11 protein-coding genes and 1 CRISPR repeat array (1 of these 12 cut by a window edge) are annotated in these 15,345 nt (G+C 65.6%); of the genes, 2 read left to right on the forward strand and 9 right to left on the reverse strand.

Going from position 1 to position 15,345, the window contains the following annotated elements; genetic code table 11:
• Positions 1-3 precede the first annotated feature (3 nt).
• From CTA01S_RS08135 to CTA01S_RS08175, 9 genes are all read right to left on the reverse strand, one after another.
• Positions 4-795, reverse strand: a complete 792-nt coding sequence (locus CTA01S_RS08135; protein ID WP_062194320.1) for a PepSY domain-containing protein — start codon at positions 793-795, stop codon at positions 4-6.
• Between the two features lie 20 nt (positions 796-815).
• The gene (locus tag CTA01S_RS08140; protein WP_062194323.1) at positions 816-2,969 is read right to left on the reverse strand and encodes a TonB-dependent receptor plug domain-containing protein; all 2,154 of its coding nucleotides are present in this window, start codon (positions 2,967-2,969) and stop codon (positions 816-818) included.
• On the reverse strand, positions 2,966-4,225 hold the full coding sequence (locus CTA01S_RS16720) for a hypothetical protein (RefSeq protein ID WP_198150820.1): 1,260 nt from the start codon (positions 4,223-4,225) through the stop codon (positions 2,966-2,968). Before CTA01S_RS16720 ends, CTA01S_RS08140 begins: the two co-directional genes overlap by 4 nt.
• Before the next feature lie 269 nt (positions 4,226-4,494).
• On the reverse strand, positions 4,495-5,466 hold the full coding sequence (locus tag CTA01S_RS08150; protein WP_062194328.1) for a PDR/VanB family oxidoreductase: 972 nt from the start codon (positions 5,464-5,466) through the stop codon (positions 4,495-4,497).
• 7 nt (positions 5,467-5,473) lie between these two features.
• Positions 5,474-6,520, reverse strand: coding sequence for an aromatic ring-hydroxylating dioxygenase subunit alpha (locus CTA01S_RS08155; protein ID WP_062194329.1), 1,047 nt, complete (start codon positions 6,518-6,520; stop codon positions 5,474-5,476).
• Between the two features lie 96 nt (positions 6,521-6,616).
• On the reverse strand, positions 6,617-7,078 hold the full coding sequence (locus CTA01S_RS08160; RefSeq protein WP_019561788.1) for a MarR family winged helix-turn-helix transcriptional regulator: 462 nt from the start codon (positions 7,076-7,078) through the stop codon (positions 6,617-6,619).
• 136 nt (positions 7,079-7,214) lie between these two features.
• Positions 7,215-8,921, reverse strand: a complete 1,707-nt coding sequence (gene leuA, locus CTA01S_RS08165) for a 2-isopropylmalate synthase (RefSeq protein WP_062194330.1) — start codon at positions 8,919-8,921, stop codon at positions 7,215-7,217.
• 289 nt (positions 8,922-9,210) lie between these two features.
• The gene (katG, locus tag CTA01S_RS08170) at positions 9,211-11,349 is read right to left on the reverse strand and encodes a catalase/peroxidase HPI (protein WP_062194331.1); all 2,139 of its coding nucleotides are present in this window, start codon (positions 11,347-11,349) and stop codon (positions 9,211-9,213) included.
• Between the two features lie 237 nt (positions 11,350-11,586).
• Positions 11,587-12,549 (reverse strand): AEC family transporter, encoded by a 963-nt coding sequence (locus CTA01S_RS08175; protein ID WP_062194336.1) that lies wholly within the window; start codon positions 12,547-12,549, stop codon positions 11,587-11,589.
• A 78-nt stretch (positions 12,550-12,627) separates the two neighbouring features.
• On the opposite strand from CTA01S_RS08175, the gene CTA01S_RS08180 reads away from it, so the two are divergent.
• Both CTA01S_RS08180 and CTA01S_RS16890 read left to right on the forward strand, forming a co-directional pair.
• Complete coding sequence (locus CTA01S_RS08180; RefSeq protein WP_062194339.1) at positions 12,628-14,679, forward strand: ATP-dependent helicase; 2,052 nt, start codon at positions 12,628-12,630, stop codon at positions 14,677-14,679.
• A 303-nt stretch (positions 14,680-14,982) separates the two neighbouring features.
• The gene (locus CTA01S_RS16890; protein WP_232301024.1) at positions 14,983-15,096 is read left to right on the forward strand and encodes a type II toxin-antitoxin system RelE/ParE family toxin; all 114 of its coding nucleotides are present in this window, start codon (positions 14,983-14,985) and stop codon (positions 15,094-15,096) included.
• 74 nt (positions 15,097-15,170) lie between these two features.
• Positions 15,171-15,345: a CRISPR direct-repeat array (repeat unit 37 nt; unit sequence GTTGTAGCTCCCTCTCTCACCCCGGATAGCTACACTC) (it continues 2,811 nt past the right edge of the window).

Below are 15,345 nucleotides of genomic sequence, written 5' to 3' on the forward strand. Positions count from 1 at the left end.
GACTCAGCCAACCTGGGGCTGTTCCGCAGGGCGCTGGCTGGCCTCCAGTTGCGTCACCTTGCGGCGCTGGCTGCGCCACCACATCACCAGGCCCGTGACGGTGAGCAGCACCATGGCCAGACCGACGATGTCGATCCAGATCCATTCATACTGTTTGCCGAAGAAGGCCTTGCCGGTGTGCAGGTCCATCACCAGCTTGGACAGGGTGATCGTGCGCTGCCCGTTCTCGGCCTGCATCGCCATCGTCGCAGCGAGTTGTTCGGTGGCCTTGACGGCGGGCTGCCATGTGAGCCAGCTGCGGCCTTCGTCGAGGCTGATCTGGGCATCGGCTTCTTTGGGCACGGCCAGCAAGCCTTGCGCTGTGGCCGCCAACGACCAGTAGTCGCCTTCATGGAGAAGCTGCGCCGAGATCTCGCCGGGCTCGACGCGCCACAGGCCGTTCTTGGCGGCCACCAGCACGGCCGCACCCGCGCCTTGCAGGGCGCGCACGTCATAGGGGCCGACGATCTGCGTGGGCACGCCATCGTTGCCCACACGGTACAGGCCTGTCTTGCTGCCCAGCCATAGGGTGCCGCCGGCTTCGCCCCACAGCGAACGCACCTCGGTGTCGTTGCGATGCAGCATAGCCGGTTGCGACATCGGCGACCAGGCCGCCGGGATGTGCAACGACTTGAGGTTCAGGGCCTTGTCGTGGGCAATGAACACTGCCGTGAGGCCCACGATGAGGATGGGCAGGGACAGGGCGATGCTCAGCCAGATGTGCCAGCCGCGGAACGATCCGAAACGTGTCTTCATGGCAGGTCCTTTCGTGGGGGTCAGAGGCGGGCCTCGAGGGTCACGAGCAGGCTGCGGCCGCCGGCCTCCTGCTCGCGGGTACGTGCTGTGAGCTGGCCGGCGCCGTTGTAAGTTTGTTTGAGCTTGGTCTTGCGGGCATCCAGCAGGTTGGTGCCCGAGACGCGCAGCGACCATGTGCGGTCGATGTCCCAGTAGGCAAAGACATCGAGCAGGTGCAGCGGCGACTCGGTGTCGGTGTTCTTCTTGAAGATCTTGCCCTGGTAGTTGTAGCGCCAGCCAAACAGCGTCCTCCACGCAGGCACGCGCCAGTCCATGCCGGTGTTGACCACGTAATGCGGTTGGTCGGACAGCGGTTCGGAGCTGCCGGCCTTGTGTGAGAAGAAGCGCGTGTAGTTGACCATCAGCGCCACATGCCTCAGGCCCAGAGCGCGCAAGTCGAAACGGCCATCGAGCTCGATGGTGCGCACGATGCTCGTGCCGTCCACGTTGTAGTAACGGTTGTAGAAGAATCCGTCGTCTTCCAGCCGCGTTTCCTTGGCGATCATGTTGCGGATGCGACGTTCACCCACGTTGAGGGCGGCAAAGCCGTTGCCGCCCTGGAAGTCGGTTTCGAGGCCGAGGTCCAGGCCGCGCGAGCGTTCGGGCTTCAGGTCGGGGTTGCCCACCACGTAGGGGCTGCTGAGCGAGCCATCGCCCGAAGTGATCACCGAGCTGAGCTGATCGAACTTGGGCGGCTTCAGGGTCTGTGCTGCACCTAAACGCAGCCGCCAGTGGGGCCGAAAGCTCCAGCGCCAGGCCACGCTGGGGTTCAGTGCAAAGCTTTGGCCGTCGCGGCGCACGCCGTCCTGGTCGACCGAGGCGGCCTCGCGGCGCTCGGCGCGGAACCCTCCGGCCACCACATGGCCCGGCGCAAAGGCCCAGTCGTCGCGGAGAAAGAGCACTTGGCGGGTTTCGTCGATGTCCCAGGAATCACTGACCTGGGACGCCCCGTTCTTCAGCTTGTCGTCCACTCGGGCATCGCGCTGCCACTCTAGGCCCAGGGCGAGGGTGTGGTCTTCCCAGCCGGCGTAGCGGGTGCTCATGTGCAGCTTGCGGCTGCGGGCGCGCACTCGGGCGTCCTCGGTCTCGGTGCCGGTGCGTGTGCCGCCGCCGTCGAAGTTGTCCTTGAACTTGACCTTGTCTTCCTCGGCCGCCTGCCACACCCATCCCAGCTGGGTGCTGAGCGAGTCGCTCACGCGCCGCTGCCACTGGCCGGAAAGCCGCTTCGTGGTGAGGTCCTTGTCCTCTTCCTCATTGGCGCTGCTGTCGCGCACGAAGCCCGTCCCCGCAGCCGGGTCGCTGAAGCTGTATTTGTCGACGGTCTTGTGCTTGGCGCCGTCATTGAGGTTGTAGAAGGCCGAGAGCGTGAAGGTGTCGCTTTCATCGGGCCGATAGACCAGCCGAGGGCCGAGCGTGAATTCGTGCACGCGGTTGTTCTCGATCTCGTATTCCTCGCTCAGACCGGTGCGAGTGCCCGTGGTTGCGTCAAAGGTCTCGACGATCTTGGGCTTGGTCTTGAGTTCGTGGCGGCGATTGAGGTTGAGTGGCAGCACCACGGCCAGGCCGTTCTCCCAGCTGCGTGCGGCATTGATCTGCACGGTGCCCTGAGGCTCCTGGTCCTGGCGGCCGAAGGTGTGGCCCGCGCCGACCTTGATGTTGACCTCGGAGCCTTCCACGCGGCGCAGGACCACGTTGATGGTGCCGGCGATGCCGTCGGACGGCAGGTCGGGCAGGGGGCTGCGATGGATCTCGATGCGGTCGACCATGCTCATGGGCAACTGGTCGACCTGCACCTGGCGTTCCTTGGTGCTGCTCAGCCAGGGCTCGCCGTCCACCAGGATCTGCGTGTAGCCCTTGTCCATGCCGCGCAGGCGGATGTCCTTGATGTTGCCGGCCGGGCCAGAAAAGCTCATGCCAGGCAGACGACGCAGGAAGTCGCCCAGCGTGAGATCGTTGGTCTTGTCGATCTCATCGCGGCCCACCACCACCACCGGGTTGGGAGCGGCGATGCGGGCTTGGGTTTCCGCGCGGGTGCCAATGACGACGATCTCTTCGAGGCTCTGAGCCTGAACCGATCCCAGCGTGGCGAGGAAAGCAGCGGCGATCGGCGTGCGCAAGTCGGGGCAGGTTCTCATTGCGACACCAGCACGGCGAAATGAGGCTGACCGCCGACGCGGCCGGACTCGATACCGATGTAGCGTGTTTGCCCAGCGTGGCTCACGCGCCAGAACTTGCGCTCCAGCAGTTTGTCGGCGGTCTTGCCAATGAGGTTGCTCACGGCACCCAAGGGCGTACCGGCCTCGTCCCAGGCCTGGCCGGTGGCATCGACGATCAGTCTCGACGAGGTCGGGGTGCAGGCCACGACACGCTCGAACTGCAGACCGTACAGGGCTGAGGGATCGCCCTTCTTCACTTCGTCGAGGCTGTCCTTCTGCACGGTGGTCGCAGGCAGCATCACGAAATCGTCGCCGTGCGCAGCACCGCAGACCATCAGCACGGCCGCATGCACGGCCTGGTAGCAGGCTTCGCCCGCAGGCAAGGTTGGGCTGCAGTCCGGCCCGTTGCCAGGGCGGTAGCGGTCGATGAAGGACAGGGGGCGGGTGAGATCGAAATTGAAGACCTTGCCCACCTTGTCTGCTTTGAGGACCACTGTTTTGACCCATTGGCCTTGAGCGTCGATGTGCACGTCCACGTCGTGTTCGTGAAACTTCACCTCGGGCTCTCCCTTGTCGTTGGTGCGGTTCTCGGTGAGCAGCTTGTAGTCGGTCACGGGCCAGCAGAAGCCGGTGGCGTCGGCGCAGGGGCCCGGCATCGCCAGCACGGCCACGTCGGCACGGGCTTGTGCCAGGCTCACGGCATTGGCCGCCAGCCGTTCATGCAACTGCTTCAGTGCCGCGTCGTGCGGATCGCTGGCGGTGGCCGTGAACGCACCCGTGACGAAAGGGAAGTCGGTCAGGGCCGTGGTGTCCATGCCCAGGGCCTGCAGGTAGGTCAGCAAGGGAGCCTGAGCGGTGGTCAAGGCCGAGGGGCTGAGGCGCTGGGCTGCTGGCCCGGCAGCGAAGGACTCGAAGAACGCCACCGGATCGCCTTCGATCACACGGGCGAGCAGGAGGTCTGTCAGTGGGGTGACATTGACCCGCCCGAAGCTGGCGAGGGCGGAGTGCAGGGTGTCGGCCTGCGGCTGGCCGTCCACCGCGCCGCCCTGCACTCGCAGCACGCAGGGTGCGCGTTGGCCGCTGACAGCGACACGGAAGGCGCCCTGGGCATCGGTGGTGGCAGTCAGCACAGGGCCCGAGACGCAGCGCACCTCGACCTTGGCGCCGGCCACGGGCGAGCCCACGGCCGCCACGCCATATACGGCCGCCGCGCGTGCGGGGTCGCTGCTGTTCAATTCAAGGGTGTCATTGCCGCCGCCGCAGGCGGCCAACAGACATAACGAAGCCAGTGTCGCAAGCCAGGCTCCGACACGAGGGACAAAGGGCCACACGATGGACCAACTCCGACAGGGGCGTCGTCGGGGCGAATACCAGTCTGCCGCGATCGACGAGTTCAAGAATCGCTGGCTGACGCGTGGCTAGGCTGCAGAGGCCCTCGTGGCTTGCGTTGGCTGAAAACAAGCTGGATATTAAATGAGAATGAGTCGCAAAATCAATGCTGCGCTCACAGATCCAGCACCAGCCGCGCCGACTTGGCACGCGAGACGCAGGGCGTGAACTGGTCGCCGCAGGCGCGTTCTTCGGGGGTGAGGTAAGCGTCGCGGTGGTCGATCTCGCCTTCGAGCACGCGGGTCAGGCACGTGCCGCACACCCCTTGCTCGCACGAGACCATCACGTCCACACCGCAGGCGGCCAAGGCCTGCACGACCGTCTGCCCGGCGGCCACCGGCACCACGCGGCCGCTGCTGGCCAGCACCACTTCGAAAGGGCGGTCGCCTTCGGTGGACACCGGCTCGGCCGAGAAGAACTCGTAATGCAGCCGTGATTCGGGCCAGCCGCGCCCCCGCGCTGCGCCCAGCACCGCGTCCATGAAGCCCTGCGGGCCGCAGACATAGAGATGGGTGTGCTCGTCGGCCCCTGCCAGCACGGCCTCGAGCTGGAACTGCTGTTCGGGCGGACCATCGTCATGATGGAACTGCACCTGCGCGGCAAAGGCCGAGGCCGCGATGCGCGACGCGAAGGCCGTGCGCGCGCGAGAGCGGGTGCAGTAGTGCATCGTGAAGGCCGCGCCCGTGGCGGCCAGCCGCTCGGCCATGCACAACAGCGGCGTGATGCCGATGCCACCGGCCAGCAGCAGGTGGTGTCGGGCCTCGTGCGCCAGCGCGAAGTGGTTTCGTGGGGGGCTGATGATGAGCTCATCGCCTTCGTGCACCCGCTCGTGCATCGCGCGCGAGCCGCCGCGGCTGGCCGGATCCTTCAAGACCGCGATCAGATAGCGGTGGGTCTCGGCCGCATCGTTGCACAGCGAGTACTGGCGCACCAGGCCATCGGGCAGGTGCACGTCGATGTGCGAGCCGGCCGAAAACGCCGGCAGCAGCCGGCCGTCGGCGGCCACCAGCTCGAAGCTGCAAATGTCTTCGGCCTCGATGACTTTGCGTGCCACTCGCACGCGCAGCGATGCAGGCGCGGTGCTCATAGGGACCTCAGGCCGCTGCGGCCACCGGTTCTGCGCGCTCGGCGGCGATCAGCCGCTCGAGGATGCGCCGGGCTTGCACTCCGCCCGCATCGGTGTTGAGGTTCAGCAGCTTGCGCCCCGGGTGGCGTGACAGATTGGCCTGCTGGCCCTCGAGCATGGCCAGGTCCTCGGAGAAGATCTTGCCTTGGCCTTCGCGGATCTTGGCCGTCAGTGCGGCATCCTGCGGCTGGAAGTGCCGCGCCATGCCCCAGAAGTACCACATCGTGGTCTCGGTCTCGGGGGTGAGGAAGTCCACCACGATGGCGTAGACCTTGTCTTTGGGGTCGGCATGGACGCCGCCGCGGCCGGCCAGGGCCACGCCGACTTCGATCATCACATGGCTGGGCGGGGTGAAGTGGCATATTTGCCAGCGATCGACCGGCTGGTCGTCGGGCAGACCATGGCCGCGTAGAGCCATCTGCCAGAACGGCGGGGCGATGATGCCTTGCATGAAGCGGCTGGTGATGACGTGCTCGCCCTCCACCTTGGTCTGCGGCGTGGCTTCGTCGATCTCCTTCTGGCCGATGCTGTTGGCGTGCACGTAGGTTTCGTGCGTCAGATCCATCAGGTTGTCGATCATCAGCCGGTAGTCGCAACGGATGTGGTACAGACCGCCGCCATAGGCCCATTCGGGATCGTTCGCCCAGGGCAGCTCGGGAATGAGGGTCGCATCGGCCCGAGCGGCCTCGCCCGGCCACACCCAGATGAAGCCATGGCGTTCCACCGCCGGGTAGGCCCGGATGGCCGGGAAGCCGCGCACGCGCTGGTTCGGCATCGACAGCGTCTTGCCGTCGCAGCCCATCACCAGGCCGTGGTAGCCGCACATCAGCCGACCCTCGCAGACCCGGCCTTGCGACAGCGGCGCGCCGCGATGGGGGCAAAAATCTTCCAGGGCGGCCACGCCTTCGGCGGCGCGGTAGATCACCATCGGCTCGCCCGCGATGGTGCGGCCCAGGGGCTTGTCGGCGATCTCGTCGGGCGTGGCGGCGACGTACCAAGTGTTCTTCAGAAACATGGGGCGACCTCTCGCGGGGGATGAAGCCTGTCATTCAGTATGCTGAATGTGAGCCAATGGTACTCCTTGGGATGCCCAGGAGGGAGAGGGTTTGACCTAGGTTCGCGGTGCTGGATCGTCGGCGTCGAGGTGCACGAATTTGCGCAGCAGGCGCATGAATTCGGCCTGCTCGGCGGGGGCCAAGCGGCTCATCAGCGTGTGCTGCATGCGGTGCATCTTGGGGGTGAGGTCGGCCAACAGGGCTTGCCCGGCCGGGGTGAGCAGCAAGCGCCGCTGGCGGCGCGGCAGCAGCTCGCGCACGATCCAGCCCTTGGCTTCCAGTCGGGCGGCGATGTCGGCGGTGGTGGAGGTGTCCAGGGCCACCATTTGCGCTGCGGTGACCTGGTCGATGCCGGGATGCTCGTGCAGCACGCGCAGCACGGCGTACTGCACGGGCGTGATGTCGCGGCCCAAGGCCTCGTGGAATTGGGCCACGGCGATCTGGTGCGCCCGGCGGATCAGGTGGCCGGGCTGGTCGTAGAGCTGGATGGACAGGGGGTCGTCAGGCTGCATCGGCATGGCGCGAATTCGCGCATGCGCCGGCAGGCTGGCCCGCGCAAGCCTGCGCGCATGCAGCGCGCAGTGTAGAGCCTCGCGCCGCGGCGGCTGGCACGCAGCGCGCCAATGCCTTGAATCTTTCAGCCTGCGGACTGGCTCAGGCGTGAAGCAGTTCTTGAGCGACGGCCCCGCGCCAAGCCCGGCTCAGCATCTCTAGCGGCAGGGGCATGCGATTGAGCGCACTGATGAGCGCGCGCAGGCTGGCCGTGACGATGTGGGTGTCTTGCCCCACGCCGAAGCGGGTGCCGGCGACATCCGGATGGGCCAGCTCCACGAAGGCGATCGCGCGGGCATCCGACCCCGAGCCGATGGCGCGTTCTTCGTAGCTGTCCAGCCGCAACGGCAGGCCCAGGGCGTGCACGGCCGCATCCAAGGGGCCGTTGCCCCAGCCTTCCAGGCGCAGGCGTTGGCCTTGGAATTCCACCTCGAGCTGCAGGCCCACACGCGCCCCGTCTTCCATGCCATGGTGGGCCAGCAGCTTCAGCGGCTGCTCGCGGCGCAGGTATTCGCGTTCGAACAGTTCCCACAGTTGTTGCGCGCTGAGCTCGCCGCCGGTGTCGTCGGCCACTTTTTGCACCACGGCGCTGAACTCGATCTGCGCGCGCCGCGGCAGCACCAGGCCGTAGGCGGTTTCCAGCAAGAAGGCGATGCCGCCTTTGCCGGATTGGCTGTTGACGCGCACCACCGAGTCATAGCTGCGGCCCAGGTCGGCCGGGTCGATCGGCAGATAGGGCACTTCCCAGATCGCATCGGGTCGCTGGGCGGCAAAGCCCTTTTTGATAGCGTCCTGGTGGGAGCCGGAAAACGCGGTGAAGACCAAGTCGCCCACGTAAGGATGACGCGGGTGGATCGGCAGCTGGGTGCAGTCTTCTACGGTGCGAGCCACTTCGTTGATCTGCGAGAAGTCCAGCCCCGGGTGCACGCCTTGGCTGTAGAGATTGAGCGCCAGCGTGACCAGGTCGACGTTGCCGGTGCGCTCGCCGTTGCCAAACAGACAGCCTTCCACCCGCTCGGCGCCGGCCATCACCGCCAGCTCGGCGGCGGCCACGGCGGTGCCACGGTCGTTGTGCGGGTGCACGCTCAGCACGAGGCTGTCGCGGCGCTTCAGGTGCCGGTGCATCCACTCGATCTGGTCCGCGTAGACATTGGGCGTGCTCATCTCCACCGTGGCCGGCAGGTTGACGATGGCCTTGTGTTGCGGCGTGGGCTGCCACACGTCCATCACCGCATCGACCACGTCCTTGGCCACTTCCAGCTCGGTGCCGCTGAACACTTCCGGGCTGTATTGGAAGGTCCAGTGCGTTTGCGGCTGGCGCTGGGCGTACTGCTGCACCAACCGGGCATGGTGGACGGCCAGCTCGCGCACCTGGTCCACGCTCATGCCAAAGACGATGCGCCGAAAAGTCGGCGCGGTGGCGTTGTACAGGTGGACGATGGCGCGGCGCGCGCCGCGCAGCGACTCGAACGTGCGGGCGATCAGGTCTTCACGCGCCTGGGTGAGCACTTCGATCGTCACGTCCTCGGGAATGAGGTCGTCTTCGATCAGCTTGCGCACGAAGTCGAAATCGGTCTGCGAAGCCGAGGGAAAGCCCACCTCGATCTCTTTGAAGCCGATGCGCACCAACAGCTGGAACAGCCGCAGCTTGGTCGGCACGTTCATCGGCTCGAACAGGGCTTGGTTGCCGTCGCGCAGGTCGGTGCTCATCCAGATGGGCGGCCGGGTGATGACCTGGTTCGGCCAGGTGCGGTCGGGCAGGTTGACCGGGGCGAAGGGGCGGTATTTGCGTTCGGGATGCTGGAGCATGACGGGCCTCGGGTGGCGCAACGATCGACGGAAAACAAAAAGGCCAGCGGGGACGCTGGCCTGGGGATGGGGGAGAACCGGAATGTTCAGCGACGCGGGGGGTCCTGGATGCGGACTCGACGCGGCTCGAAGGACCGGGCACGACCCATACCAGCCAGCACGGCGGTGGCCAGTAGGGCTAGTAGTAGCAAAGCGGTCGTGGCGGTGAACATGGTTTCAAGTGTTGGCGATACGGCAGCCCGCTGTCAACGCAGGGCCACAAAGGCCCTGCGTTGCACTGGGCAAAATCTCACAACAAGTCGAAGCGGTCGAGGTTCATCACCTTCACCCAAGCGGCGATGAAGTCCTGCACGAACTTCTCTTGACCGTCGGATTCGGCATAGACCTCGGACAGCGCCCGCAGCACCGAGTTCGAGCCAAAGACCAGATCGACCCGGCTGCCCTTCCACTTCACCGCGCCGGTCTTGCGATCGACGCCTTCGAAGTCGTCGCCGGCCGGCCGCCACTGCACCGACATGTCCAGCAGATTGACGAAGAAGTCATTCGTCAAGGTGCCGGGGCGGTGGGTGAACACGCCCAGCGAGCTGCCGTCGTAGTTGGCGCCCAGCACCCGCAGCCCGCCGATGAGCGCGGTCATCTCCGGCGCGGTCAGCGTCAACTGCTGGGCTTTGTCCACCAGCAAATGCTCGGCCGGCACCTGCGACTTGGCTTTCAGGTAGTTGCGGAAGCCGTCGGCGAACGGTTCGAGGTATTTGAAGCCTTCCACGTCGGTGTGCTCGGGGCCGGCATCCACACGGCCGGGCGTGAAGGGCACCTCCACGTTCAGGCCGGCGGCCTTGGCTGCCATTTCGATGCCCACCCCGCCGGCCAGCACGATCACGTCGGCCAGCGACATCTTGCCCGAAGCCTTCTGGATGGCTTCCAGCTTGGGCAGCACGCGCATGGCGATCTTGTTGACCGGCCAGTCGTTTTGCGGCGCCAGCCGGATGCGCGCGCCATTGGCGCCGCCGCGCTTGTCGCCGCCGCGGAAGGTCGAGGCCGAGGCCCAGGCCGTGGTGACCAGCTCGCCCACCGACAGGCCGCTGGCGGCGATCTTGGCTTTCACATCGGCGATGTCGGCCGCCGTGGGCTTGTGCACCGGCGCAGGCAGGGGGTCTTGCCAGATCAAATCTTCCTTCGGCACTTCCGGGCCGAGGTAGCGTGCCTTGGGTCCCATGTCGCGGTGGGTCAGCTTGAACCAGGCGCGTGCATAGGCATCGGCGAAGGCCTGCGGGTCGTTGAGGAATTTGCGCGAGATCTTCTCGTACACCGGGTCAAAGCGCAGCGACAAGTCGGTGGTCAGCATCGTGGGCTTGCGCTTGGGCGAATCCGGCGTGGGCCCGGGGATGATCTCGTCGGCGCCTTTGGCCACCCACTGGATGGCACCGGCCGGCGAGCGGGTTTGCTCCCATTCGTACTTGAACAGGATTTCGAAGAAATCGTTGTTCCAGCGCGCCGGGGTGGTCGTCCAGGTCACCTCCAGGCCCGAGGTGATTGTGTCCTTGCCTTTGCCGGTGCCGAAGCTGCTGGTCCAGCCCAGGCCTTGTTCATGCAGCGGGGCGGCTTCGGGGTCGGGGCCCACATGCGAGGCCGGGCCGGCGCCATGCGTCTTGCCCAAGGTGTGGCCGCCGGCGATCAGCGCGACGGTTTCCTCATCGTTCATCCCCATGCGGGTGAAGGTCTCACGGATGTCCTTGGCGGCAGCCACCGGGTCGCCGTTGCCATTGGGGCCTTCGGGGTTGACGTAGATGAGGCCCATCTGCACGGCCGCCAGCGGGTTTTCCAGCTCGCGCTGGCCGCTGTAGCGCTGGTCATCGGACAGCCACGTGGTTTCGCGGCCCCAATACACGTCATTGTCGGGTTCCCATGTGTCCTCCCGCCCGGCGCCGAAGCCAAAGGTACGGAAGCCGGTGGACTCCAACGCCACGTTGCCGGCCAGGATCATCAAGTCGGCCCAGGAAATCTTCTTGCCGTACTTTTGCTTGATCGGCCACAGCAGCCGCCGGGCCTTGTCGAGGTTGACGTTGTCCGGCCAGGAATTCAGCGGCGCAAAGCGCTGCTGCCCGCGCCCGCCACCGCCACGGCCATCGCCGATGCGGTAGGTGCCTGCGCTGTGCCAGGCCATGCGGATCATCAAGCCGGCATAACTGCCATGGTCGGCCGGCCACCAGTCTTGCGACTCGGTCATCAGCTTCTTGAGATCCGCCTTCAGCGCCGCATAGTCGAGCTTCTTGAACTCCTCACGGTAATTGAAGTTCTTGCCCAGAGGATTGGATTTTTCCGAGTGCTGGCTCAACAAATCCAGCCGCAGCTGGTTGGGCCACCAATCCTTGTTCGTCGTGCCCGCGCCGGCGACGGCGTGGAACGGGCATTTGCTTTCAGCGGTCATGCATCTCTCCTTGTGGGGTTGGAGTTCGACGAGGGCGGTCGCACCCGAAGGGCGGCCCGCGTGCTCACATGGCCTGCGCCAACGCAGCCAGAACTTCCAGGACGGCGTCGAACATGGCAGGCTCCTTTCTATCGATGCCTATCACGCGATAGGTATCGGCAATGAAAGGATAGGCGCTGAAGCGGACGATGGGAAATGGAACCTATCGATATGACAGATAGCTTATGACTATCGAGCTCAAGCGGCCGTCGGGGCAATCCCGAACAAACGCACCGCCCCGGAAAAGCTCAGGAAGGCCAAGGCGGTCGACCACAAAATGATGCGCGCGATGCGTCCGTTGTCGGCCTGAAACCGTTCTGCCAACAGGGATACATTGCTGGCCGACGGCAAGGCTGCCGCCAAGACCAAGGCGGTGAGCGCCAGAGGCTCCAGCGGCAGCCCGAGGCGTAGCGCCGCCAGGCCGGCAGCCAGCACCAGCAGGGGGTGCACGACCAGCTTGATGAAAACGATGGGCGCGTAGTCCGACACCGGGGTGGGCCGCTGCAGATTCTTTTGCGAGCGCCACAGCACCGCGCCGATGGTGAACAGTGCCACGGGCGAGGCGGCTTGGCCCAGCATCGCGATCATGCGCTCCAGCGGGCCGGGCAAGGTCATTTGCAGCAGCGAAACCGCCGCGCCGGCGGCAATCGACCAGGGCAGCGGGTTGCTCAACGCACCGCGCAGGGCCTTGCCCAGGCTCTCACGCCAGTGGCCGCCCCCACTTTGCGCCAAGGCCAAGCATATCGAGCTGGTCACGAACAGATCGGCCAAGATGGTGACGATCACCGGCCCGGCTGCACGCTCGCCCATCAACGCCACGATCAGCGGCACGCCCATGAAGCCGGTATTCGGAAACGCGGCCACCAAGGCGCCGAAGGCGCTGTCCTTGAGACTGATGCCCTGGGCCCGCGAATGCGCCACGGTGACGAAGACGATCAGCAGCGCGCAGGCGATGTACAGACCCAGCCACACGGGGTTGACTAACTGGGCAAAGGGCGTGCTCGCCCCGAAACGAAACAACATGCAAGGCAAGGCGAAGAACAGCACGAACATGTTCAGCCCGGGGATGGCCGACTCGGGCAACAGCCCCCGGCGTGCTGCCACATAGCCGCACAGCACCAAGGCGAAAAACGGGAAAGTGACTTGAAAGATCGCTTGCATGCGGCGCGCAGTATCGCAAGCCGGCGCGAACTCTGCCTGACGACGGCCTGAAAAACGCCGCCGGTATCATCTCGCCCCGTGTCGACCCAGCCTCCATCCCTCAATCCTGCGCAACTCGAAGCCGTTCATTACCTGCAAGGGCCTTGCCTGGTGCTGGCTGGCGCCGGCTCGGGCAAAACCCGGGTGATCACCCACAAAATCGCGCGGCTGTTGCAGGCCGGCTACGCCCCGGGCCAGATCGCGGCCATCACCTTCACCAACAAAGCGGCCGAGGAAATGCGCGAGCGCGCCCGTGGCCTGGTGGGCGCCAAGGCCGCGCAGCACTTGGTGATCAGCACCTTCCACAGCCTGGGGGTGCGCATCTTGCGCGCCGATGGCCCCCGACTGGGCCTGAAGGAAAAGTTCTCCATCCTCGACAGCGACGATGTGCTGTCCATCCTGCGCGAGGCTGGCGGCACCACCGATGCGGCCACGGCGCGGCGCTGGCAATGGACCATCAGCCTGTGGAAGAACCAAGGGCTCGACAGCCAGCAGGCCGCCCGGGCCGCCAAAGACGAGGACGAGCGTGTGGCCGCCCGCGTGATGCAGCGCTATGAGGAACGCTTGGTGGCCTACCAGGCGGTGGACTTCGACGACCTGATCGGCTTGCCGCTGAAGCTGCTGCAGCGTGACGCCGAGGCCCGCGCCAAGTGGCAAGACACCCTGCGCTACGTGCTGGTGGACGAATACCAAGACACCAATGCCGTGCAGTACGAGCTGCTCAAGGCCCTGGTGGGCGAGCGCGCCATGTTCACCGCCGTGGGCGATGACGACCAGTCCATCTACGGCTGGCGCGGGGCCACCATCGAAAACCTCAAACGCTTGCCGCAGGACTACCCGCAGCTCAAGGTCATTCCACTGGAGCAGAACTACCGCTCCACCGGCGCCATCCTGCGCGCGGCCAACCACGTGATCGCCGCCAACCCCAAGATCTTCGAAAAGAAGCTCTGGAGCGAATTCGGCGAGGGCGAGCCGGTGCGCGTGCTGGAGTGCGACAACGAGGAGCACGAGGCCGAGCGCGCGGTGGCCCGCATCCAGGGGCTCAGGGCCCAAGGGGGGCAGGTTCAGTGGAGTGACTTCGCCATACTCTACCGCGCCAACCACCAAGCGCGCGTGTTCGAGCAAGCCTTGCGCAAGGCCAACATTCCCTACAAAGTCTCGGGCGGCCAAAGCTTCTTCGACCGCGCCGAGATCAAAGACCTGTGTGCGTGGTTGCGCCTGCTGGTCAACAACGATGACGACCCTGCCTTTTTGCGCGCGGTGACCACGCCCAAGCGTGGCATCGGTCACCAGACGCTGGCGCAGCTGGGCGAGTTTGCCGGCAAGTGGCGCGTGAGTCTGTTCGAGGCCTTGTTTGCCGAGTCGCTGGGCAGCGCCGTCAGCGCGCGCGCCGTGGGCGCGCTGCATGAGTTTGGCCGCTATGTGAACGACCTGGCGTACCGTTTCGGCCATGCCGTGGGCGCCGAGGCGGCCAAGCCCGCGCTGATGGACTGGCTCAAGGACATCGGCTACGAGCAGCATCTCTACGAGGCGGAAGACAACGAAAAGCTCGCCGCCAGCCGTTGGCAAAACGTGCTGGACTTCATCGACTGGATTGCGCGGCGCTGTGGCGGCGAGCTGCACACCGAAGGGGGCGTCACCACCGAGACCGAGCGCCACAGCGTGCTGGACGTGGCGCAGACGATCTCGGTCATCTTGAGCCTGGCCGAGCGCGGCGGCGACACCAACGTGGTGACGCTGTCTACGCTGCATGCCGCCAAGGGCCTGGAGTGGCCGCATGTCTTCCTCGCCGGGGTGAACGAGGGCTTGCTGCCCTTCAAGAGCGAAGACGAGGACATGACCCCGCAGCGCTTGGAGGAGGAGCGTCGGCTGATGTACGTGGGCATCACGCGCGCGCGCACCACGCTGGTGGTCAGCACCCTCAAGCGCCGCAAGAAAGGCCGCGAGTTCGTCGCGGGCATTCCCAGCCGCTTCATCGGCGAGATGAAGCTGGACGAAAAGACCATGAAGGAAGACCCTCGCGAGAAGCTCAAGGCCCTGCGCGCGGAATTTGCGCTGCGAGCCGCACAGCGGGCGGGGCAGCAGGGCTGAACTTTTGGCAGCGAAACTTGTATACGTACAAGGAGCCTGTCATGGATGCCATCACGTAATCTGCCGCCCGCGCCCACCTGGCCAGTACGATGGATCGGGTGTGCACTGACCTTGAGCTGTGATCATCACCCGCAGCGGGGAGGCCAGGAACGCGGGCTGGTCGACTGAGGCTGGGCTTTGCCGAAGCCGCCTGGGAGGACTTCCTCGACGGGCAAAACAGGACCGCCGCATGGTGGAGCGCATCGACAAGCTCATCCGCGAACCCAGCGTGAGCCTTTCGATGGCCTGGGCAAGCCCGAGCCCTTGAAGCACGCTCCAACCGGTTTCTGCTCCTGCTGTATCACCGAGGAGCATCGGATGGTCTACAAGGTGGTAGGCGATGCCTCGCTGGCGGCGCAGTTGCGGTATCACGACTGACTGCACGTCATCAGCAGATCGCGCGCAGCGCGTGCCCTTGCTCAGTAGGGCGCTGCTCCGCTGATCAAGGGCACGTTATAGCTCCCTCTCTCACCCCGGATAGCTACACTCAAATAAGCCAAACACAAGGCAACTAAAGTAGTTGTAGCTCCCTCTCTCACCCCGGATAGCTACACTCGCTCTTGCAAAAGCGCCGCCTGAAACACCAGTTGTAGCTCCCTCTCTCACCCCGGATAGCTACACTCGGCG

Source organism: Caldimonas taiwanensis NBRC 104434 (genome assembly GCF_001592165.1).
Taxonomy (GTDB): Bacteria; Pseudomonadota; Gammaproteobacteria; order Burkholderiales; family Burkholderiaceae_C; genus Caldimonas; species Caldimonas manganoxidans.